The sequence below is a fragment of the Mycobacterium ostraviense genome, from assembly GCF_002705925.1.
In the GTDB taxonomy this organism is placed as follows: domain Bacteria; phylum Actinomycetota; class Actinomycetes; order Mycobacteriales; family Mycobacteriaceae; genus Mycobacterium; species Mycobacterium ostraviense.
The window spans coordinates 5,736,923-5,758,528 of sequence record NZ_NKRE01000001.1 but is presented as its reverse complement, the minus strand read 5'-3'; the positions used below and the strand labels follow the sequence as shown (position 1 = coordinate 5,758,528).

Genomic DNA, 21,606 nt, shown 5'->3' with positions numbered 1-21,606 from the left:
CGGGCAGCACTCCTGGGTATCGCGCACGGGCTCGAACTCCGACGGGAGGCAGATATGACGAGCCCGACGGTATCCCGGACTGCTGCGGCGGATACTCGATCTCCCTGCCTATCGATCAGCCCGGCACGACGCAATGTCATCTTCATGGCGTTGATGCTCGGGGTGCTGGTCGCGGCGATGGGCCAGACCATCGTCGTGCCCGCGTTGCCGACGATCGTCGACGAGCTGGGGGCCTCTGTTCACCAATCGTGGGCCATCACCAGCTATCTGCTGGGCGGCACCATCGTTGTCGTGGTGGCCGGGAAGCTGGGCGACCTGCTGGGTCGCAAGCGGGTGCTGCAGGGCTCGGTCCTGGTCTTCCTGCTCGGCTCCGTGCTGTGCGGGGTAGCGCAAACGATGACCATGCTGGCGATTTCGCGGGCCGTGCAGGGCGTGGGCGCCGGGGCGATTTCGGTGACGGCGGCCGCGTTGGTCGGCGAGGCCTTCCCGCTGCGAGACCGCGGCCGCTACCAGGGCATTCTGGGCGCCGTGTTCGGGGTGACCACGGTCGCGGGCCCGCTGCTGGGCGGATTTTGCGCCGACTATCTGCACTGGCGTTGGGCATTTTGGATTAACCTGCCGATCTCGATCGTGGTCATCGCCGTGGCCGCAACGGCCATTCCCGCATTGCCCCGGCGCCCCAAACCGGCTATCGACTATCTCGGGATCATGGTCATTGCCCTGGCCACGACGGCCTTGATCACGGCGACCAGCCTGGGTGGAAGCACCTACTCGTGGGGCTCGACGCCGATTATGGGGCTGTTTGTCGGGGCCACGGTGGCGTTGGGTGTCTTCGTGTGGGTCGAGGGCCGAGCTGCTGCGGGTATCCTCCCGCCCCGCCTGTTTCGCAACCAGGTGTTCGCCGTGTGCTCCGTGCTGTCGTTGATGGTCGGGTTTGCGATGCTGGGCGCGCTGACCTTCGTGCCGATGTATCTGCGCTACGTCGAGGGCGCCTCGGCGACCGTCTCGGGGCTGCGTACGTTGCCGATGGTGGTCGGCCTGCTGACCACCTCGGTGAGCGCGGGCGTCATGGTCGGCCGGACGGGCCGGTACAAGATTTTCCCGGTCGCGGGGACGGCGCTGATGTCCATCGCTTTCCTGCTGCTGTCCCGGATGGACGAGTCCACGCCGTGGCCGGTGCAGTCGATGTACCTGGTGCTCCTGGGTGCCGGGATCGGCTTGTCCATGCAGGTGCTCATTCTCATCGTGCAGAACACCTCCCGCTTCGAGGACCTCGGCGTCGCCACCTCGGGCGTGACCTTCTTCCGCGTGGTCGGCGCCTCGTTTGGTGCCGCGATATTCGGCGCGCTGTTCGCAACGTTCCTGGGCCGGCGGATAGGTCCCGCGCTGGTCGCCAGCGGCGCGCCCGTCGAGGCCGCCCACTCGCCGGCCGTCTTACACCGTCTACCGCACTACGTGGCCTCACCGATCGTGCGAGCCTATGCCGAGTCGCTCAACCAAGTATTTCTGTGTGCGGCCGTGGTCGCGCTGACCGGATTCATCCTCGCGTTGTTCCTGCGAGAGGTTCCGCTCGCCGATATCCATGACAGCCCGGCCTGCCTCGGAGACGGCTTCGCCGTGCCCAGAACGAAAACTCCGGAGGACGTGCTGGAAATCGCGGTCACCCATCTGCTGCACGAAGCTCCCGAGGTGCGGCTGCCGAACCTTGCTGCGGCGTACCAGGATTCGGAGCTCGACGTCGCCGTGCTGTGGGGTGTACTGCGGATCTATCAGTACGAACGGTTTTTCGAGACCGCGAAGCTCACCGACATTGCCAAACACCTGCACCTGCCCCATCAGGTGCTGGAACCGGTCTTCGACCGGCTGGTTCAGACCGGCTATGCGTCACGCGACGGCGACGTGCTGTCACTGACCGCCGCCGGGCTCGGCCAAGTCGAAGTCCTCTCCGGCTTGCTCCGGAAGTGGCTGGTCGACCACCTGGCCGTAGCGCCCGGCATGCAGCAGCAGCCCGACCACCACGAATTCGAAGCCGCTCTACAACGACTCACCGACGGGGTGCTGGTTCAGCGCGATTGGTACGAAGACTTGGACGAGCTGGCGCCGGCAGCCAACCTCGCTGCTGCCAAGTAAGACCCGCGCAGTCGCCGCAGGGTCTTAACGCATTTCTGGCCACTACCGGCCCGGGAGTTCCGACTCCGCCACGATTGACCGGCGGCTACGCTGGGCATCCCGAGAATTGACGACCCGCGCCCCTGCCGCCGCTGCCGAGCCGGGTGCTCCGCGGTGCGCGGCGTCAGGCGCACGCTTCGCCGGGCCGGCATCCGACGCCGACGGGAAAGGCAGGCATGGCAACCCCGACAGCCGCCGCCGCGACCGATACCGGATCCGGCAGCGCGCTGATCAGCGCGCAGCGGCGCTACTTCATTTTCCTGGCCCACCTTCAGCCGACTGGTTACCACGGGATATGTGGTGCGCGACGGCGATTACATGTCGCTGACCGCCGCGGGGGTCCACCAGGTCGAATACGTGTACTCGCTGCTGTTGAACTGGATCGCAGACAAACTGGCCAGGTCGCCCGGCTTCGCACGCCGGCCGGATCGCTGCGAAGTGCAAACGGCTCTCCGACATATTGCGTATCATGTTCTGGCGCAGCGTGATTGGGGCCATGACTGGGCAGGCGACGCGCCGACTGTGGCTATCCCTGCGGTAGCCTCCACGCCCACCGGCGCTACACCCCACCCGCATTGACCGACGGCGCGGCGCCCGGGCGTACCATCGCGCCATGAGCCGAATCGGAACTTTCGCCGACGACGACGTGGCCGGCTGGATCGCAAAATCCCCTGAACTCGGCGGCGCGCTGGCTGCCTTCAGCCGGGCGGTCTACACCAGCAACCGGTTGCCGTTGCGCACCCGCGAGCTGGCCCGCGCGGTGATTGCCGACAACAACGAGTGCATTGTCTGCGCCAACACCCGCGATGCCGACGGGCCGGCCGCCGGGGTCGACGAGGACCTCTACGCCCACGCGGCCGAATGGCGCACCTGGCCCGGCTACAGCGAGCAGGAGCGGCTGGCAGCCGAATTTGCCTACCGATTCGCCACCGAGCACACCGTGCTGCGCGACGACGATGACTTCTGGCGCCGCTGCGGCCAACACTTCTCCGACGAATTGCTCGCCGACCTGGCCTTGTCTTGCGCGCTGTGGGTAGGCATGGGACGCGTCCTGCGGACCCTAGAAATCGGTCAGGCTTGCCGGGTGACCTTACCCAGCCGAGCCTGAAAACAGGCCCGACGCTGTGTTGGGTGACGTTGTGACGCAGCAGAATTCGTAACCTGGAAATTCAGACAAAGTCGGTCGCGTCGATGAGCCAGCCGGCGTCGGCATTCGTACGCCGCTGTACCGTGAAATATATGCGATTCTGCTGTTACGGTTTGGTTTGTGCACCCTTTTCGGGGCCGTCAATCTGTAGGAGCGGTAGGAGAGAAGTGTCATGCTTTCTTTGCGCGATCATCGAGTCGAGGATTACACGGAACTAGCCGATATGGACGGCACCGATGTGGGTGTCTTGACTGACGATGACCGAGACTGTCTGAGCGATCTCGGCGCCTATCTGGTCGCGGCTGATGCCTGGCAGCGGTTTGGTGTGTGGCTGTTGCACAAGCATTTCGATCCCGAACCGGGCGAGGTATTCGTCGAACGTGTCATCGACTGGCCGCCGCAGACCCACACCACCCCGATTGAGCGAAATGCGTTCTCCCCAAAGGGTTTGCGTGCTACTGCAGTGCGCTTCAAGAGCGAGGTGGCCTGCGAAATGAGCCTCGTTGGCATGGAGTTCGCCGGACCGGCCGACTTCGGTGACACCGTGCCGATCAACGACTCCGACGAAGAGGTGTTGGCCGGGCTGGTCCAACGGATGCATGCCCACGGCAAAATCGATCGCTTCGGCGTGCGGCTAATCCGCAACCCGTTGGGGCTATCCGAAACAAAAGTGCTTTCCGAGACGTGCGACCCGTGGCGCCGAGCATTGCACTGCGACGTCATCGACCGCGCAGAAACTCCCGACAACGCCATCGAAACATACTGGCAGTGGAAGCCCGTCCTGACTGAAACCGGCCCGACAGCGACTCCGACGTTCCTGGCGGGATGCAGGCAATTTTGCACACCCCTCGGCAGCGGCGTGCATCACCATCACCATCACTAAACGTGGCGCGGGTCGTGTCAAACTAACGCAGTGGCATCAAATACCCAGCTGGTGTCCGCATTTGCAAGGTTCTCAAAGTGGTTCGGCGGCGCGAAACTGACCAGGCTGTTGAAGTCCCAATAGTCTTTCCATACAGTGATCCTCCCGTCGACCACCTTGTGGACGCTGACGAACCTGAGCAGGCCGCGTTCGCCGGTGCTGAACGTCCAGGTCTCGGAATGCTCGTACATCACGTCGGATCCGTTGGACAGCAGCAGCCCGTCGTGGTTCTGGTAGTCGGCGAGCGGCTCCAGTCCGAGCTTCAGTCGGGTAACGATGTCGTCGGGACCACGCGCGGCCAGCGCCGCACCGGCATGTCGACGTAGAGGCAGTCCGCGGCGAGAAATGTCTTGACGGCATCCCAATCGCGCTGCGCGAGGGCCCGCCACAGCCCGAGCACCACATCCCTGACTTCGATCGGAGAAGTGTTTGTCATAACGGCCCATGACACTCGGTACCGGTGCCGGTGTCAACCGCCGCGAGTGGCCCGCTGTACCGTCGATGGCACCGCGACACCGTCGGCGAGCAGCGGCCGGACCAGCGGCTACTGGGCGGCCAGCGTGCGGGCCGGCCCCAGGGTGACCGGCAACGTCGACCAGCCCCGTAACACTCGGGTGTCGCGCCTACGTCCGGCACCGGCGGCCCGCACCTCGGGGAAGCGCTCGAAGAACGTGCGTAACCCGACTTCGCCCTCGGCGCGGGCAAGCGCGGCGCCGAGGCAGAAGTGGCGGCCGGTGGAGAACGCGAGATGTCTTCCGGCATTGGGACGTTCGATGTCGAAGCGGTGCGGATCGGGGAACACCGCCGGATCGCGGTTAGCCCCGGCCAGACAAATCACCACCATCTCGCCGCAGTGGATCGGCACACCGACCAGCTCGACGTCGGTGCGGGCCACCCGCGCGGTGAGCTGGACCGGCGAATCCAACCGCAGGATCTCTTCGACCGCGTTCGGCCACAGGTCAGGACGCTCGCACAGGGTATCCAGATGCTCGGGCATGTCCAGCAACATCCGAATTCCGTTGCCCAGCAGGTTGACTGTGGTTTCAAAGCCGGCGACCAACACCAGCCCGGCGACCGCGTGCAGTTCGTCGTCGTCGAGATGTGTTTCCGGGTCCCCGCTTTCGGCCGTTCGGATCAACTGACTCATCAGGTCGTCGCCGGGGGCCCGCCGCAGCTGCTCGAGATGCGACACCAGCCAGGCGTTGAATCCCGTCACACCGCGCTGCACGCGCTGGTACTGCCGGTAGGGCACGCCGATATCCAAGCTGGGCGCTGCCAGTTCACCGAACTCCAGGACCCGGCGGCGGTCGTGGGCCGGCACTCCCAAGATTTCGCTGATCACCGCGATCGGCAGCTGGGAACAATAGCGGCCGACGACGTCGACCACACCGGGTTGGGCGGCGAGCTGATCCAACAGATTGATGGCGGTCTGCTCGACCCGATCACGCAGCGCGGCAACGGCCCTCGCGGTGAACACCGCCGACACCGTCTTGCGATAGCGGGTGTGATCGGGCGGTTCGACCGCCAGCAGCGACGGCGGCCGCAGCGGGTGCAGCTGATTATCGCGGGTGCGGCGCTCCAGCCATCGCAGCGGTGCCGGCAGGTTCTCGCCGAGCGAGATGACCTGGAAGTCGTCGGAGCGCAAGATGTCGTGGCCGAGCTGATGGTCGACGGTCAGGCAGTTGACTCGGGTCCGCACCAAGCGACCGTGCCGGCGCAGCTCGTCGTAGAAAGGCACCGGGTTGGCAGCGACGGCGGGGTCCGCGATCAACCGGGCCTGCAGTTCACCTCGTCGAACGCCGACGTTGGCCATGCCGCGGATCACCCCGTGCAACGCCAACCAGTGCATTCGGTCCGTCACCGCTCCTCCATCCATTGGCGGGGCCCGGGCGCCATGCGACCCAGCGTAGGCCCGTCGGGTCGCAGCGCGAGTGATGTTTCAGCAGTCGGCGACGATCTTGAAGTCAGTGGTCACGACTTTGTTGGGGTTACTGTTGCCGATGCCGTAGGCGCTGCCGGTAATGGTGTAGGTGCCACGGGACAGGTCGGCATGAGCCTGGCCCACGCCGCCTTCCCAGAAGCTGCCGTTGAACCCGTCGACATTGCGGATCTTGACCCATTGCGGGATCACCCGCTCACCGCTGACCAACACCACGGCCTGCACCTGGCCGTCGCGGTCGCGGATGTCGATGGTCCGATAGGACTGCTCCTGGCTGCATGCGGCGGGACGCGTGGTGCGTGTGTATCCGTCGATTGTCAGATGTGCGGCCTTGCGCGGTACTGTCTGCGCCTCGGCGCACCCGGAAAGACCTGCGACCATGACCACGGCAATCCCTGCCACCCTGACCAACCGGCTTCGCACCAGCCACCTCCCTTGTGTGGGCATTGTGGGCCTTGTGGGCCTTGTGGGTCTTGTGCACGAAACTTTACTGCTGCCCCGGCTCCAGTCTGGGCAGGGCTTTGACGATGCGGCGCCGGACGAACTGCGGACTAACCCCCTTGAGCCGGTCGATCCACCGGATGCTTTGGGGCACATACCAATGCAATCTTGTGGGATGCTGGTAGGCCTGCCAGGCCGCCTCGGCGACGCTGGTCGCGGGCATCAGTCGAAACATGCCCTTCTTGGGCGCGGCGGCACGGATCTGCTGGGCCGAAAGCGTGGGCGCGCCCTCCTCGGAATGCTGGCGCGTCGAGGTGAGAATCGCGGTGTCGATCAGACCGGGTAACACGTCGGCCACCCGAACATCGTGCCGCTGCCACTCCACACTGAGCGCCTCGGTCAGCCCTTTGACCGCGTGCTTGGTGGCCGAGTAGACGGCAAGTCGTGGCATGCCATACGTGGCCGACGACGAGGACGTCGAGAACATCAGACTGCCCGGGGCCTTCTTCAGGTAGGGCAGCGCGCCGTAAGCCCCGGTCAGCACCGCCTTGAAGTTGACATCGACGACGCGCATCGCGACGTCATACGGCACGTCTTCGAACCATCCGCCTTCGCCGATGCCGGCGTTGTTCCACATCATGTCGAGCCCGCCGCCCGCATTGCCGGCGCAGAAGTCGGCGAGCGCCGAGTGGAGCGCGGCCTTGTCGGTCACGTCGACCATTCGTGTCCACAACCCGGCGCCGAGCTCGCCGCTCAGGGTTGCCAGACCGGCGTCGTCGCGGTCCACCGCACCGACGCGCCAGCCCTTGGCATGGAAGAGCCTTGCCCCCTCGCGGCCCATTCCACTGCCGGCGCCGGTGATGAATATCGACTTCATACGATCTGGTAACGCCCGCCCTCAGTCGGCTTCGACGACATCTTTGATGCGTTGCAGCGTCTTGGTCATGTCCCGGATGTTGCGGCGTTTGCGCAACCAGCCACCGAACGCCCAGTAATACACGGTCGTGAACACCGATGGGGTGAGCCGGAACGACTCGGTGACATCGGTGCCATCACCCGCCGGTGCGAGCCGGTAGTGCCAATTGTTCACCGATCTACCGCCGGCCATCACAGCAAACCCGAACTCGCGAGGGCGCTCACACGCCGTCACCTTGCACACCGTCCAGTAGACGGGACCGATCTCGTTGCGCCGGACGTGTCCGCGGAATCGGGCGCCGAGCGCCGGGCCGGTCGCACCGTCGAGCCACTCGGCCTCGAACGTTTCCGGCGAAAACCGTCCGGTGTTACGAATATCGGCGATTAAATCCCAGATCTTTTCCGCTGGGGCCGCCATGTGAACCGTTGCCGAACCCTCCATAGCATAATCCAATCACGTCCCTGTAACGCTGGGAACGGAAACACCGATATTCACTGATGCGGTGTGAATAGCGAGATGATCTCGGTCACCGTCTGCTGCAGCTGCCGTACCGGCTTGGGCAACACGACCGGCACCGGCGGCAGGCCGCCGGCACCGGCGCACTTCGGCCACGCGGCGGGTCCCTGGCCGGCCAGGACTCGGTTGGCCACTGCGATTTGTTCCTGCTTAGAGGCGGTCGCGGGGTTCCCGACGCCGCCGTACTCGTTCCACGTGGCTTGCTTGAACTGAAGTCCGCCATAGGCGCCGTTGCCGGTGTTGGCGGTCCAGTTCCCACCCGACTCGCACTGCGCGACGGCGTCCCAGTTCATGACGTCGGCGTGGGCGATGCCGGTGGATAGCGACATCGACGCTGCGACGAAAGCTGCGGCCGTGGCGGACTTGATGAGGGGCTTTGCGATGCGTGTCATGTCCGGCATTTCGGCGGCCGTGGCTAAAGCGTTACCGCCTAGAAAAACTTATGAAATTGGTTAGCCGCCGCATTGTGATTTGCGCAAACGGCGTCCAGCCGAGCGAATCAGCCCACCGGCGGGGACTGGGCGGACGGGTCATGCTGTGGCCCGGATCACCCGTTGACAACGGCTTGTTCAAGCGGGGAGCCCGCGTTGACTCGGCGGGGTCCGCTGCCGGTTCGGCGGACGTATGCCGACCAGTCCAGCAAACTTCACGAGGCCGCAATCTGAGACAAAATCTTAGTGTTGGGAACCTCGGGCGCAGGCCCTGGTGCCGAGGGCTCGGGGGGCGGCCGATGGGGTGGCCGGGCCTGCAGCCCGCGACCCGGACTCCCGGTTGGCCGCCCCTGGATGGATGGTGCTGAGAGCGGCTGTTGACTCAGGTATGGTTTGCGGAAGACCCCCAGGCTCTCGGTCCGGAAGTTCTTGCATCACGGCATATGACAGTCAACGATGGCCGGGCGGCCGCTGAAGCCGCAGCCGTCCGCAGGCCCGGCTACACCGTCGCACGTGCCGTCTCGCCGGTCAGTTGTCCGTCGTGTATCGGCGACCTGATCGCCGGCATCTCCGGAGGTGACCAGGTCGGCTGATGGTTCGACACGCCGGTACTAGCGGAGATTGGTTGCGGGCGAGCGGGGTTCGGGCCGTACTCGCCGCCGCGCTGGTGACGTGTTTGTTGCTCGGTGCAGCTGTCCTGCTGGTGGCGAATCGCCATCGTGCTTCGTCCGCCAACTCTCTCGACCACCCCGATCACCCCCTCAGCGACGCCGCAACCGAGGCCCAGGTTGTCGACAAGGCAAAACAGATCGTCAGGGTCGCCGGACTTCAGACGACCACCGCCGGGTACCTCTTGATGTCGTGCAAGAACCGCGACGATCCGCCGTATCAAGGGGCGGTCTATCTGACCTTCGCGCTGCCCGCCGAGGCACGCGCCGACGGGTACCTTCGCGACGTCACGGCAGCGCTGGTCAGGCAGGGCTGGACCGAGGGGCTGCCGCCCAACGACCAGGTGTTCGGCAGGACCCTGTCCAAGGACGCCGTCACGGCGATCATCTACCGTCACGGTGACGACACCGGCGCGGGGGTCCTGCGTCTATACGGTCAGTGCCGCAACGTCAACGACCACCGCCGCGACAGCACCGCATGGGTCGATATCACCAGCCAGTTCGGCGCGGGCAGGTAGACCGGGCAGGTTGAACGCGCCGGACCAGCCTTCAGGGTCTGAGCAGTTGGCGGAATACTGAGTGATAGTGAGCGTACGAACGTTCTAGTGAGTATGTTGGTGGTGTGAATTTGACGGAGTGGGCGCGGGCTCAGGGCGTGCATCCGCAAACGGCGTACCGGTGGTTTCGGGAGGGGATGTTGCCGGTGCCGGCGGTGCGGGTGAATGAGCGCACGGTGTTGGTGTCACCGGATGCGCCCACGGGATCGGCGGCGGCGGGCGCGTTCGGTTTGTACGCGCGGGTGTCGTCTCATGATCAGAAGTCGGACCTGGATCGCCAGGTCGCGCGGCTGACGAGTTGGGCCGCCGAAGCGGGCGGGACGGTGGTGCGGGTGGAGGCCGAGGTCGGGTCCGGGATGAACGGGTCACGGGCGAAGGTACGCCGGCTGCTGGCTGACCCGAAGGTGACCGCCGTGGTGGTCGAGCACCGGGATCGGTTGGGGCGGATGAACACTGAGCTGGTGGAGGCCGCTTTGTCGGCGCACGGCCGCCGGCTGGTGGTGCTCGACGACGGTGAGGTGACCGATGATCTGGTGCGCGACATGGTGGAGGTGCTCACAAGTTTCTGTGCGCGACTCTACGGCCGGCGCAGCGCGCGGAACAGGGCGTTGAAGGCGGTCGGGTGCGCACAGCGTGATGTCGGCCCGCAGGCGGTTGTCGGTGGCCGGGGGAATGATGGCGGCCATGAGTGAGACTGCGGAGAAGATCGAACGTGTCACGTTGTCCACGCTCAAACAGCGAGGTTGGACCGATGGTGCTGTCACACGGTTTCTGGGCGAGCCGGATGCCCTGGTGACGAACCCGAATTATCGAAGTGGTCCGAAGATGCGCCTTTACGACCTGCCTCGTGTGGAGGCCGCCGAGCGGAGTGAGCGCTGGCGTGCATGGTTTGACAAGACCAGGGTGCGGCGGGCGAAGGCGTCGGCTCAACAAAGTGAGCGGATGAACGCTTCTCGCGTGGAACTGGCCGCGCAGATCAATGCGGTCGTGATCCGTATTCCGCACTTGGCGAAGGACGAGCTGTTCGGTGTGGCGGTCGCCAACCGTAACGCCCAGTCAGAATGGCACGCGGCCGAAAGGGGCCACTACAACCACGATCCCGCCACGGTGTCCTCGGCCGATCCCGCTGCGCTGCAGCGGTGGGCGGTCAATTATCTGCGCCATGTCGAAACCGACTACGACTGGTTATTGGACGGTGTGACCGGCCGGGTGGGCGTCACCGAAGCCCGCCAGCTCATCCGTGAGCGGGTGCTCAACGCTATCGCCGACCAGTACCCGTATCTGGCGGCAGAGTGCGCCCGTCAACGGGCATACCACTGATGAACCTGCGCGCGATCGCCGATCCGTTTGTCGCCGCTGCACCGTCTGGTGCACGGGTTCGTACCCGGTTGCGCGTCAACGACACTGATGCGGTGGTGCTCACCCAAGTCGGTGGGTTACTGGGCTCGCTTGCGGGGCGTGACCTGGCCGCGCGGTGCCGGGAAGGCCGGTTGGATGCGAAAGGTAAAGCGCAGTCGCGTCAGAAGCGGAAGAAGACGTTAACGAGCGAGTCGTCGTCGCGGTGGGCGGGGGCGATCACCCGCACCAGCGAGGACCAGTACCGGTTGGCCGAACAGAACCTGTGGGCTGAACGCGCCAGCCTGGCCACGCGGATACAAACGATCACTACCCGTTTAGCTGCTCCGGTCGGCGATCAGGTCGCCGCCGGTAAGAAGGCAGTGCGCGGGTATGCGAGCAAGTCGGAGCGGCACGCGAAGACGGTCCGGTTGCAAACCCTCACCGCGCGTCTGGCCGCGGTCGAGGCTGACCTGATTAACGGGACGGTTCATGTGGTGCGGGGCGGGAAAGCGTTGCTGCACAAACGCAATAACCTCGACGACGCTGGCCTGACTGCGCAGCAGTGGCGCCAACAGTGGGGGTCGGCGCGGTTGTTTCTGACCGCCGACGGGGAAAAGGACAAAGCATGGGGCAACGAAACAATCCGCTGGAACCCCGATGAGCGGTGGCTGGAACTGAAACTCCCCCGGCGGCTGACACACTTGGCGAACCGGCCCCACGGCCGCTACCGGCTCTCGTGTCCAGTCGAGTTCACCTATCGCGGTGATGAGGTCGCTGCCCAGGCCGCTACTGGAGCGGTCCGCTACGACATCAGCTGCGACCCTGAGTCGGGGCGCTGGTAACGAATTGCGTCGGCACCCGGTCGTGGCGGTGGATGTCAACGATGGGCATCTGGCCGTCACCAGTGTCTGCTCTGACGGCAACATCCTCGGGACTGCCCGCACCCTTGACCTCGATCTGACAGGACAGTCGGCTACGACTCGTGACGGCCGGCTGCGGGCTGCGATCACCGACCTGCTCACCCACGCTCACGCGGTCGGTGCCGGCGCGATCGTGATCGAAAACCTCGACTTCGCCGACGCCCGAACACAGGGCCGCGAGAAGACCGGCAACCGGCCCAGCCGAGGACGAAAGGGCCGCCGGTTCCGCCGGCAGATCGCCGGGATTCCCACGGCTAAATTCCGGGACCGGCTGACCCAGATGGCGTCAAACACCGGGCTCGCGATCATCGTCGTCGACCCCGCTTACACGTCGAAATGGGCAGCTCAACACTGGCTGGCCCCCATGAAACACCATCACCCCCAGACTTCCGGGCACCATGCAGCCGCGTTGGTGATCGGCAGACGCGGACTCGGTCACCGGGCCCGGCGTCGCGTGAACACGAACCCGCCCGCCCCAGCGGAGGCGACCCGGGTCAACAACCGCGACACCCGGACTACCCCGGCAACCCAGCGAGCACCCAGGAAACCCGCCACCCCACGAGGCTACTGGCAGCCGACAGGCACCAAGACCAGACGTGCTCACAGGACCACGGCGAGAATCCAGGCGACCCACGACCGTTCGGGGCCGCCCACCGGGCGAAACTCAGTTTCGCTCAGTGTCTAGGAACGGTGCCCAACACACTACTGGGCGTCTTGCCGTCAAACCCAGTAGCCGCAAGCGTTGCGCGATCAGCGGGCGCCGAGGCTCGCCTGCAGGTCACCCTTCATGGCGTTGAGCTGCGCGCCCCAGTACTCCCAGCTGTGCGTTCCGTTGGCGTCCAAATTGAACACGGCGTTGTGGCCGCCAGCGGCGTTGTAGGCGTCCTGGAATTTCAGGTTGCTGCTGCGAACAAAGTTCTCCAGGAACTCGGCGGGAACGTTGGCACCGCCCAACTCGGACGGGGTGCCGTTACCGCAGTAGACCCACAGGCGGGTGTTGTTGGCGACCAGTTCGGGGATGTGCAGCGACGGGTCGTTACGCTGCCAGGCCGGGTCACTCGACGGCCCCCACATGTCCGAGGCCTTGTAACCACCGGCGTCACCCATCGCCAGGCCGACCAGCGACGGCCCCATTCCCTGGGAGGGATCCATCAGGGCCGACAGCGAACCGGCGTAGACGAACTGCTGCGCGTGGTAGACGGACAGGATCAGGGCCGACGAGCCGGCCATCGAGATGCCGACCGCGGCGCTTCCGGTGGGCTTGACGCTCCGGTTCGCGGACAGCCATTGCGGCAGCTCGCTGGTCAGGAAGGTCTCCCATTTGTAGGTTGTGCAGCCGGCCTTGCCGCAGGCCGGGCTGTACCAGTCACTGTAGAAACTGGACTGTCCACCGACCGGCATGATGATTGACAGCCCCGATTGGTAATACCACTCGAAGGCCGGGGTGTTGATGTCCCAGCCGTTGTAGTCGTCTTGAGCGCGGAGACCGTCGAGCAAGTACACCGCCGGCGAGTTGTCCCCGCCGCTCTGGAATTGGACCTTGATACTGCGACCCATGGCCGCCGACGGCACCTGGAGGTACTCCACCGGCAAACCTGGACGGGAGAACGCTCCCGCGGTCGCCGCACCACCGGCGAGTCCGACCAGGCCAGGAAGGGCCGCAGCAGCCGCCACGCCCACCACAAGGCGCCGGCCCCACGCCCGAATCTTCCCGCTCACGTCTGTCATACCCTGCCCCTTGTCCGTATGTCTCGCTTGCTCCCGGCAGAACTTACCGTGTGAGTAGGGTAAATGTCGATCGGGACGCGAAGTCATTCCATTTCGATATCGGTTACCCCCGCCGACACAGCAACTGTGCTGCGCGAGTCGGCGACGGACTCACCGCTTCGCCCATTGCCCCGTTGCGGCCCGGACAATCGGGAACGCAAACGAGTGCTATGCACACGGAGCAGGGCAGAAGGCGGCAGGCGGGGAGCGGTACAAACAATAGTTAACCGATATGGCACGTCGGACCTCGACACGCCGGACGCAGCTCGAGCAACGTTTCGCGGGTTTACCCCGAGCTTGTGCCCAGACGACCGGGAAGCCCGGTCCCCTGCGACGGCGGCCGGCGATCTGGTCGCCGTGTCCGTTTCATGTGAGTCACCTGGCGGTTTACCCACCGGAGAAGCCGAACTTGCGCCGACCGCGTAGTCTCTGTCAGGCAAGCCGACGGAGACAACGATCTTCCGGGCTATCCGGTCCGTTCCGGCGCTCACGCACCAGCACACCAGACCCCTCGGTGTATGCGGGTGCGACGGCGTTGGCTCGAGGCGCCTGAAGGACCGGCAACGATTCGGGAACGATTGAGGTGCGAAATTTTGGAGACGGTACTTGGGCTGTCAGTGACACCGACCGCCGTGGGTTGGGTCCTGGCTGAAGGGCACAGCGCAGAGGGCACCATCCTGCATCACAACGAGATGCAGCTGCGCGGTGGCCGAGGAGTGGGCGTCGTCCATGCCGCGCAACAGGCGGCGGCGGAAGTCATTCGTGCCGGGGAATTGGCAGCCGCGGCCGGCCACCGTTTGCGAGTCGTCGGCGTGACCTGGAACGACGAAGCTTCCGCGCTAGCCGCGCTACTGGTCGAGGCCTTGACCGACGCCGGATTTGACAACGTTGTACCGGTTCGGCTGCTCGATGCCGTCGAGACGCTGGCCGAGGCGGTCGCACCGGTCATCGGATACGAGCAGACCGCGGTGTGCATCCTCGAGCACGAATGGGCAACGGTCGTCATGGTTGACACCCACGACGGAAAGACCCAAACAGCCATCAAACATGTCCGTGGCGGTTATGACGGACTGACCTCGTGGCTTACCGGAATGTTCGACCGCAGTGCGTGGCGTCCGGCCGCCGTGGTGGTGGTGGGTTCCGACCTTGACATCAGCGACTTTTCCTGGCAACTCGAAACCGCCCTTCCGGTACCGGTTTTCGCGCAGACCATGGCGCAGGTGACAATCGCGCGAGGCACGGCGCAGGCGGCGGCCCGAACCACCGAGTTCACCGACGAGCGACTGGTGGCAGACACCGGTGAAACCACCGCCGTGTCCAAGCGGTCACGCCAATACGCCCGAGCTGCAACCACTTTGGCGGCGGCTGCGGTGACCTTCGTGGCTTCGGTGTCGCTGGCCGTTGGCTTGCAACTGACTCCGGACAGGCATTCCCAAACGGCACAGCGCTCCATACCCACATCGACACCGGAAATCGCCGAGGCAGCTGCGACGGCAGCTCCGGTGCCCGCGAGTGCCGAGCTGCCCCCTCCTCTTCCGGGGCCCGCGACACAGCGGGAGCCCATCCGGCTCACCTCCGGTGAAGAGCTCACCGACGCCATCCCCGAGCAGCCGAACGACCTTGCGTCGCAACCGAGTCCGAGCGATGGATCGCCGCTGCTGACCCGGGTGCTCAAGCACATTCCCGGCACCTACGGCGACACCGGCATGGAGCCGCCGGAGTAGTCGAACTGTCGGATGGTTTTTCGCCGATGCGAGTTTGACGGCGGCACGCTGGCTGCAGCGCCTACCCCGCATCGGTCGGTCAACCATCCTTGGGCCGAACCGCGGTAAAAGACACGGTCACCTCGTCGGCGACCTGCAGCGAGCCCATCAACAGCGAATAGGGCTTGACCCCGTAATCGGACTGGCGAACCGTCGACTCGGCAGACATCGCCCAGGAGTCCCCAAGATCCTCGGTGCGCAGGTCGATCACGTGCTGACGCGACTTGCCCCGGATCTGCAGCTGCCCGGTCAGGCGGTAACCGTCCTCGGTCTTGGCGATCTCTGATGCGGTGAAGCGGATATCCGGAAAGCGACCGGCGTTGAGCGACTTCAGCGCATTCGACCGGACCAGGGCCTTCTCCGGCCCGGACAGGCTCTTGACACCACCCTCGCCGCGCAACACCTCCAGCGAATCCACTTCCACGGCAAGCTCTGCGGTGGCGGGTTCGTCAGCCACCCAGCTCACCGTGGCCTGCCAGCGAGTCATCGCGATGGTGAGCCGATGGCCCATTCGGGCGGCTCGACCCGCGACACCGGTACGAACGATCAACTCACCGCCGGACGGGTCCAGCGTCCACACCGTGTCGCTCACGGCACGACTCTATTAGCTCGGCGCCGTATTCACATGGTAAGGACGGTGCGGTAGCGTGTCCGTCCCTGCTCCATCGCCGCGTAACCTCCTCGACCCAGGGCCGCACGCCGGACAGCACCGCGAAATGCATGGTGTCCTCCACGTCCTTCGCGGTACCGGAGGGGTGTCCGGAAATGCTGAGGGCCGGATTGATCAGCTGCCTCGGACTGATCGGGAGCGGATCGGTCGTCACACCGACCACAACCAGTTCACCCCGAGGAAGTAAGCCGGGCACCGTCGCGGCCATGGCAGCTGAGTTCCCCGCCGTGGCCAGCACGACCGCGACACCGCCGAGCTTGCGCAGCGCTTCGGCGACATCGCCGCTGGTGGAGTCGACGTAGTGGTGGGCGCCCAGCTGGCGCGCATCCTCGGCTTTGGCGGTCCCTCTGGCGATGGCGATGGTCTCGAAGCCCATCGCCCGGGAGAATTGCACACCGGGGTGACCCAGACCGCCGATACCAAGAATCGCCACCCGATCACCGGGCAGCGCCTTGGTGTGGCGCATTGCGTTATATGTGGTGACACCGGCCCAGTACATGGGAGCTGCTCCCGCCAGCGCGTTGGCGGGCACCGTCACCTATTTCGCGTAGCCACCGGGGTACTGCCAGCCGGGCACCTTCATGTTCGCGCAGTGGATAAAGGCGCCTTTGCGGCAGGGGCCGCACCGGTTGCAACACCCGCCGAACCAGCCGGGCGACGGCGACTCGGTCGCCGATCTCGAAATCATCGACACCCTCACCGAGTTCGACTACCCTGCCCGCGATCTCATGCCCCGGCGTCAATGGCCAGGGCGTGTTCGCAAAGCCGCCGTTGACGAACGCCCGGTCGGTGCCGCATACCCCACACGCGGAAACCGCGATGCGTACCTCGTCATGAGTAGGCGGCGCGGTGTCCACGTCGACAAGCTCCAAAGCCGCACCCACCGACGCTATCCGAACAGCCTTATGCGTGGGCATGCGCTTAGCCTATCGGACCAAGTTCAATGTGCGATAGGGCATTTCGCCGACGCGGTGCTGTGATAGTCGACCTGCCAGTGCTTGATTCCGTTGAGCCAGCCCGACCGCAGCCGTTCGGGTTTGCCCGTCGACTCCAAGTCGGGCATCGCGTCGGCAATCGCATTGAACATCAAGTCGATGGTCATCCGCGCCAAGTTGGCACCGATGCAGTAGTGCGCGCCGGTGCCGCCAAATCCCACGTGCGGATTGGGATTACGCAGAATGTTGAAGGTGAACGGGTCGTCGAACACATCTTCGTCGAAATTGGCTGAGCGGTAAAACATCACCACTCGCTGACCCTTCTTGAGCCGCACCCCCGACAGCTCGTAGTCCCGCAACGCGGTCCGCTGGAACGAGGTGACCGGGGTGGCCCACCGCACGATCTCGTCGGCCGTGGTGGCGGGACGCTCCCGCTTGTACAGCTCCCACTGGTCGGGAAAGTCGGTGAACGCCATCATGCCCTGGGTGATGGAGTTGCGGTGGTCTCGTTGCCGGCGACGGCCAGCAGAATGACGAAGAACCCGAACTCGTCTTCGGAGAGCTTGTGGCCGTCGATGTCGGCCTCGACCAGCTTGGTGACGATGTCCGGCCCCGGGTTTTTGGCCCGGTCGGCCGCCATTTGCATGGCATACATGATCAGTTCGACCGAGGCGGTGATGGCGTCATTGCTGGCGAACTCAGGATCCTGGTCGCCCACCATCTGATTCGACCAGTGGAAGAGCTTCATCCGGTCTTCCTGGGGCACACCAAGCAACCCGGCGATGGCCTGCAACGGCAGTTCGCAGGACACCTGCTCAACAAAGTCGCCGGAACCCTGCGCTGCCGCGGCCTCGACGATGCGCCGGGCGCGCTCGTTGAGGTCGTCGCGCAACCGCTCGACGGCCCCCGGCGTGAAGCCGCGGGAGATGATCTTGCGCAGCCGGGTGTGCTGTGGGTCGTCCATGTTGAGCAGGACGAACTTGCCTCGCTCGATCTGCTCGGCGACCGTGCCGTCTTTGTAGCGTGGCAGCGCAGTCTTTTGCAGGCTGGAGAAGACGTCACTGCGGCGCGAGATCTCTTTGACGTCTTTGTGTTTGGTCACCACCCAATAGCCGCCGTCATCGAAGCCCCCGCAGCCGATCGGCTGCTCGTTCCACCAGATCGGCGCGCATCGACGCATCTCGGCCAGTTCTGCCACCGGCAGGCGCTCGGCATAAATGTCAGGGTCAGTGAAGTCGAACCCTGGGGGCAGGTTGGGTGCTGGCTTGGCTGTTGGCTTGGCTGTTGACTTGGCTGTCGACAAGGCCCACTCCTCAATATGAATTCTGCTAGTGGTCGTCTACTGCCATAATCCATTGCTCCACCTGAGATGGGAAGCATTGATGCAACCTGGCGAACGCCGAACTGCAACGTGTTCAGCCGGCCCTAGTCTGCGGCCGCGGATGCGTCCGGACGGGCTGCCGCGTCGTTCCGGGTGAGTTGTGGTGCCGACCGGTCGAGCAAGGGTTCGTCGGGCGGGGGAGCGGCCTGGCATGAGGTGACGGATGCCGGCCGACTATCGGCGCCAGTGTGCTGGATCGCCAGGCGATCAGCAGCTAATGGGAAACGCCCTGGTCAGCTGCGCTGCGTCGACAAGATCAGCGTGGGTAGCGGCAGCTGTTGTGGGCTGCGCCACAGTCGTTATGCTGTGGTGGAACTAGGCGGCGCATGAAGGGGTGGACATGATTCGGGAACTGCTGACCACCGCTGCGCTCACCGGGTCCGCGATCGGCCTGGTGCCGGTCGCCGGCGCCGACAACGGCCGCTACCCGGGTGATGTGCCGGGCATGAACTATGACGCCTCGTTGGGAGCGCCGTGTGACAACTACGAGCGCTTCATCTTCGGCCGCGGCACCAGCGGCCAGGCCGAAGCCTGTCATTTCCCGCCACCGAACCAGTTCCCGGCAGCCACCACCGGTTACTGGGTGATCTCCTACCCGCTGTACGGAGTGCAGCAGGCCGGTGCCCCCTGCCCGGGTCCGCAGGCGGCGGCGCAGACGCCGGACGGCCTGCCGATGCTGTGCCTGGGAGCGCAGGGATGGCAAGCCGGGTGGTTCACCGGGGCCGGGTTCTTCCCCCCCGAAGGATGATCGGTTGACCTAGTGCGATGACGACCGACCGCAAGCCAGCCGGGTCTCCGATTCCACGATGGTTGCGGTTGGTCCTCGCGTCGGATCGGGCGGGCTCGGCGTGGTACGTCGGGACCGGTTTCTTGTTCGCGCCGGTGCTGGCGTTGTTGTCGCCGTGGCCGGCGGTCACCACGGTGCTGTGGTGGATCATCGGACTGGCGGGGTTATGGCTGGGGCTGCTCGGTATCGCGATGGCCGTCGGACTGGCACGCGTCTTGCGCTCCGGCGACGAAATTCCGGAGCACTACTGGCGCACGCTGGTCGACTACTGACCCGGAACTCACGCCCCTTGTGGGGTCTACAGTCGTAGCAAGCATCCCGTCAACGAATTAGGAGCCACCGATGGCCATCAATCCCAAAGACGCAGTCGACGCAGCCAAGGACATCGCGACCAACGCCGTCGAGAAGGCTTCGGACATCGTCGAAAACGCCGGCGACATCATCCGCGGCGACATCGCCGGGGGCGCCAGCGGCATCGTGCAGAGCTCGATCGACATCGCCACTCACGCGGTCGACAGGGTCAAAGAGGTGTTCACCGGCAAGGACGACGACGAGGATTAGTCCAACGCTTGGGCGTCTCAGGGCGTCTCAGACGGTCGCGGCGGCGTTGAGCTCATCGAGCCGGTTGGTCGCCTCGAGGTACTCCTGTACCCACCGCTGGATGACGGTGGCGGTCTTTTCGACCTTGGTGAACTGACCGACAACTTGCCCGATGGGATTGAACGCCACGTCGACGCTCTCATTCGGGTACTTGTTGGTGGCTCGCACAGCGATGCCGGACACCATGTACTGCAGCGGCATGCCAAGTGGCTTCGGGCTGTCCGGCTGCTCCCACGCCTCGGTCCAGTCATTGCGGAGCATGCGAGCCGGCTTGCCGGTGAATGATCGACTGCGCACGGTGTCACGGCTGCTGGCCTTGGCATAGGTGGCTTGCTGAACCGGGGTGTTGGCGGCTTCCTCGACCATCAGCCACTGCGAGCCGGTCCAGGCTCCTTGCGCGCCCAGTGCCAACGCCGCCGCGATCTGCTGGCCGCTGCCGATGCCGCCGGCGGCCAAGACGGGTACCGGGGCCACCTCCTTGACCACCTGTGGCCACAGCACGATGGAGCCGACCTCACCGCAATGCCCTCCGGCCTCCCCGCCCTGGGCGATGATGATGTCGACGCCGGCGTCGGCATGCTTTCGGGCCTGCGAGGGCGAGCCGCACAGCGCGGCAACCTTGCGTCCGGCGTCGTGAATGTGGCTGATCATGTCCGCCGGTGGGGTGCCGAGCGCGTTGGCGATCATTGCCACCTTCGGGTGCTTCAGCGCCACTTCGACCTGCGGGATGGCCGTCGCCTCGGTCCAGCCGAGCAGCTGCAAGCTTTCCGCGTCGCCGTCCTCGACCGGCACACCGTGATCAGCGAGGATCTTGCGGGCGAAGTCCAGATGCTCCTGGGGCACCATCTTGCGCAGCGTCTCGGCCAGTTCCTCGGCGGACAGGTGCGAGTCCATGCCCTCGTATTTGTTCGGGATCACGATGTCGACGCCGTACGGGTGATCGCCGATGTGCTCGTCGATCCAGTCCAACTCGATCTCCAACTGCTCGGGGGTGAAGCCAACGGCGCCGAGCACGCCGAACCCGCCGGCTTTGCTGACGGCCACCACGACGTCGCGGCAGTGAGTGAAAGCGAAGATCGGGAACTCGATACCGAGTTCGTCACATATGGCGGTGTGCATGCCTGCTCCTAGGACGCGCGCCGAATTGAAACGTGTTCTAGTTTAGTACCGTCGCCAGCGACGCTGCCAGCAAGGTGGCGCACATCGCGACTAGGGCTCTTCAGCGGGCAAGGCTGTACGTCAGCCACAGGAGCAGGAACACCAGCATGAAACCGACGCAGACAAGGTGATCCCGGCAGATGGCTCGCGCGAGGCGGGTCTGTTCGGCAGGGCTATCGACGCGCTTTCCCAGTCGAACCGCGCAGGGAACCGTGTGTACTGCGGCCAGCCCGACGGGGATACCGGCGAGAACGGCCGACGCCGCCAGCAACCAACCGGGTTCGGGACCGCGCACGACCGCGAATGCCAGGGCGCCGACCAACATCACCATCACCAGCGCGATCAGCCGGCTCATGGGCCGCGACGTGGTGGTCGCGCGGTGGTAGTAGCCCGCAATGGATGCCAGCACCGGCTCGGGCAGTTGGTCGCTCGCGCGTCGGTAGCGCAGAACCTGGACGTCGAAAATCAAGTCCATCCACAAGACAGCGAGCAAGAACCCGCCGCAGGCCGTGAGTAACGGGGCCACGACGCTCATTCACCTCCCATTGGCTACCGGCGCCGGCCATTACGTCGATCATTGT

22 protein-coding genes and 4 pseudogenes are annotated in these 21,606 nt (G+C 65.2%); 14 read left to right on the top strand and 12 right to left on the bottom strand.

What is annotated here, in order from left to right; genetic code table 11:
* Window positions 1-54: 54 nt before the first annotated feature.
* The 4 genes and pseudogenes from CDN38_RS26820 (at window position 55) to CDN38_RS26805 (ending at window position 4,199) form a co-directional block, all read left to right on the top strand.
* Window positions 55-2,130, top strand: a complete 2,076-nt coding sequence (locus CDN38_RS26820) for an MDR family MFS transporter (protein ID WP_075511601.1) — start codon at window positions 55-57, stop codon at window positions 2,128-2,130.
* A 303-nt stretch (window positions 2,131-2,433) separates the two neighbouring features.
* Window positions 2,434-2,748 (top strand): annotated as a pseudogene (locus CDN38_RS31430) (hypothetical protein); the annotation flags it as partial.
* A 34-nt stretch (window positions 2,749-2,782) separates the two neighbouring features.
* On the top strand, window positions 2,783-3,277 hold the full coding sequence (locus CDN38_RS26810; RefSeq protein WP_075511603.1) for a carboxymuconolactone decarboxylase family protein: 495 nt from the start codon (window positions 2,783-2,785) through the stop codon (window positions 3,275-3,277).
* A gap of 211 nt (window positions 3,278-3,488) precedes the next feature.
* On the top strand, window positions 3,489-4,199 hold the full coding sequence (locus CDN38_RS26805; protein ID WP_153043592.1) for a hypothetical protein: 711 nt from the start codon (window positions 3,489-3,491) through the stop codon (window positions 4,197-4,199).
* A 17-nt stretch (window positions 4,200-4,216) separates the two neighbouring features.
* Here CDN38_RS26805 and CDN38_RS26800 read toward each other — a convergent pair.
* The 6 genes and pseudogenes from CDN38_RS26800 to CDN38_RS26775 all read right to left on the bottom strand — a co-directional run bounded on the left by CDN38_RS26800 (window position 4,217) and on the right by CDN38_RS26775 (window position 8,442).
* Window positions 4,217-4,674 (bottom strand): annotated as a pseudogene (locus CDN38_RS26800) (nuclear transport factor 2 family protein).
* A gap of 108 nt (window positions 4,675-4,782) precedes the next feature.
* Window positions 4,783-6,099, bottom strand: a complete 1,317-nt coding sequence (locus tag CDN38_RS26795; protein WP_075511636.1) for a cytochrome P450 — start codon at window positions 6,097-6,099, stop codon at window positions 4,783-4,785.
* A 78-nt stretch (window positions 6,100-6,177) separates the two neighbouring features.
* Window positions 6,178-6,600, bottom strand: coding sequence for a lipoprotein LpqH (locus CDN38_RS26790; protein ID WP_075511605.1), 423 nt, complete (start codon window positions 6,598-6,600; stop codon window positions 6,178-6,180).
* Window positions 6,601-6,664: 64 nt separating this feature from the next.
* Window positions 6,665-7,495: an SDR family oxidoreductase gene (locus CDN38_RS26785; protein ID WP_075511606.1), complete on the bottom strand. Its 831-nt coding sequence runs from the start codon at window positions 7,493-7,495 to the stop codon at window positions 6,665-6,667.
* 21 nt (window positions 7,496-7,516) lie between these two features.
* Complete coding sequence (locus tag CDN38_RS26780; RefSeq protein ID WP_075511607.1) at window positions 7,517-7,975, bottom strand: SRPBCC family protein; 459 nt, start codon at window positions 7,973-7,975, stop codon at window positions 7,517-7,519.
* A gap of 50 nt (window positions 7,976-8,025) precedes the next feature.
* The gene (locus CDN38_RS26775; protein WP_075511637.1) at window positions 8,026-8,442 is read right to left on the bottom strand and encodes a transglycosylase family protein; all 417 of its coding nucleotides are present in this window, start codon (window positions 8,440-8,442) and stop codon (window positions 8,026-8,028) included.
* A gap of 482 nt (window positions 8,443-8,924) precedes the next feature.
* Here CDN38_RS26775 and CDN38_RS29785 point away from each other — a divergent pair, with 482 nt between their 5' ends.
* From CDN38_RS29785 to CDN38_RS26750, 6 genes are all read left to right on the top strand, one after another.
* Window positions 8,925-9,074, top strand: a complete 150-nt coding sequence (locus CDN38_RS29785; protein WP_161951653.1) for a hypothetical protein — start codon at window positions 8,925-8,927, stop codon at window positions 9,072-9,074.
* Window positions 9,074-9,667: a lipoprotein LppJ family protein gene (locus CDN38_RS26770; protein ID WP_180276395.1), complete on the top strand. Its 594-nt coding sequence runs from the start codon at window positions 9,074-9,076 to the stop codon at window positions 9,665-9,667. The genes CDN38_RS29785 and CDN38_RS26770 overlap by 1 nt, the downstream gene beginning before the upstream one ends.
* Window positions 9,668-9,771: 104 nt before the next feature.
* Window positions 9,772-10,398, top strand: a complete 627-nt coding sequence (locus CDN38_RS26765; RefSeq protein WP_075511608.1) for an IS607 family transposase — start codon at window positions 9,772-9,774, stop codon at window positions 10,396-10,398.
* On the top strand, window positions 10,391-11,026 hold the full coding sequence (locus CDN38_RS26760; protein ID WP_142361340.1) for a hypothetical protein: 636 nt from the start codon (window positions 10,391-10,393) through the stop codon (window positions 11,024-11,026). Before CDN38_RS26765 ends, CDN38_RS26760 begins: the two co-directional genes overlap by 8 nt.
* Window positions 11,026-11,886, top strand: coding sequence for a hypothetical protein (locus tag CDN38_RS26755; RefSeq protein ID WP_075511609.1), 861 nt, complete (start codon window positions 11,026-11,028; stop codon window positions 11,884-11,886). The genes CDN38_RS26760 and CDN38_RS26755 overlap by 1 nt, the downstream gene beginning before the upstream one ends.
* A gap of 28 nt (window positions 11,887-11,914) precedes the next feature.
* Window positions 11,915-12,649: a hypothetical protein gene (locus CDN38_RS26750; RefSeq protein ID WP_180276394.1), complete on the top strand. Its 735-nt coding sequence runs from the start codon at window positions 11,915-11,917 to the stop codon at window positions 12,647-12,649.
* A 65-nt stretch (window positions 12,650-12,714) separates the two neighbouring features.
* Here the strand turns inward: CDN38_RS26750 and ag85B are convergent, their stop codons facing one another.
* Window positions 12,715-13,692, bottom strand: coding sequence for a diacylglycerol acyltransferase/mycolyltransferase Ag85B (gene ag85B / locus CDN38_RS26745; RefSeq protein ID WP_075511611.1), 978 nt, complete (start codon window positions 13,690-13,692; stop codon window positions 12,715-12,717).
* 632 nt (window positions 13,693-14,324) lie between these two features.
* Here ag85B and CDN38_RS26740 point away from each other — a divergent pair.
* A complete protein-coding gene (locus tag CDN38_RS26740) occupies window positions 14,325-15,455 on the top strand; it encodes a DUF7159 family protein (RefSeq protein WP_075511612.1) in 1,131 nt (376 codons plus the stop codon).
* A 79-nt stretch (window positions 15,456-15,534) separates the two neighbouring features.
* Here CDN38_RS26740 and CDN38_RS26735 read toward each other — a convergent pair whose 3' ends face one another.
* From CDN38_RS26735 to CDN38_RS26725, 3 genes and pseudogenes are all read right to left on the bottom strand, one after another.
* Entirely contained in the window at window positions 15,535-16,086 is a 552-nt protein-coding gene (locus tag CDN38_RS26735; protein ID WP_075511613.1) for a YceI family protein, read from the bottom strand.
* Between the two features lie 29 nt (window positions 16,087-16,115).
* Window positions 16,116-17,081 (bottom strand): annotated as a pseudogene (locus CDN38_RS32025) (alcohol dehydrogenase catalytic domain-containing protein).
* 23 nt (window positions 17,082-17,104) lie between these two features.
* Window positions 17,105-18,402: pseudogene (locus CDN38_RS26725) on the bottom strand (cytochrome P450).
* 418 nt (window positions 18,403-18,820) lie between these two features.
* Here CDN38_RS26725 and CDN38_RS26720 point away from each other — a divergent pair.
* The 3 genes from CDN38_RS26720 to CDN38_RS26710 all read left to right on the top strand — a co-directional run bounded on the left by CDN38_RS26720 (window position 18,821) and on the right by CDN38_RS26710 (window position 19,828).
* A complete protein-coding gene (locus CDN38_RS26720; protein ID WP_075511640.1) occupies window positions 18,821-19,228 on the top strand; it encodes a hypothetical protein in 408 nt (135 codons plus the stop codon).
* Window positions 19,229-19,245: 17 nt separating this feature from the next.
* Window positions 19,246-19,539, top strand: coding sequence for a hypothetical protein (locus CDN38_RS26715; RefSeq protein ID WP_075511615.1), 294 nt, complete (start codon window positions 19,246-19,248; stop codon window positions 19,537-19,539).
* Window positions 19,540-19,609: 70 nt separating this feature from the next.
* A complete protein-coding gene (locus tag CDN38_RS26710) occupies window positions 19,610-19,828 on the top strand; it encodes an Rv1893 family protein (protein ID WP_075511616.1) in 219 nt (72 codons plus the stop codon).
* Between the two features lie 27 nt (window positions 19,829-19,855).
* On the opposite strand, the gene CDN38_RS26705 is transcribed toward CDN38_RS26710, so the two are convergent.
* Both CDN38_RS26705 and CDN38_RS26700 read right to left on the bottom strand, forming a co-directional pair.
* The gene (locus CDN38_RS26705; protein WP_075511617.1) at window positions 19,856-20,986 is read right to left on the bottom strand and encodes a nitronate monooxygenase; all 1,131 of its coding nucleotides are present in this window, start codon (window positions 20,984-20,986) and stop codon (window positions 19,856-19,858) included.
* A 100-nt stretch (window positions 20,987-21,086) separates the two neighbouring features.
* Window positions 21,087-21,551, bottom strand: coding sequence for a hypothetical protein (locus CDN38_RS26700; protein WP_075511641.1), 465 nt, complete (start codon window positions 21,549-21,551; stop codon window positions 21,087-21,089).
* Between the last annotated feature and the right edge of the window lie 55 nt (window positions 21,552-21,606).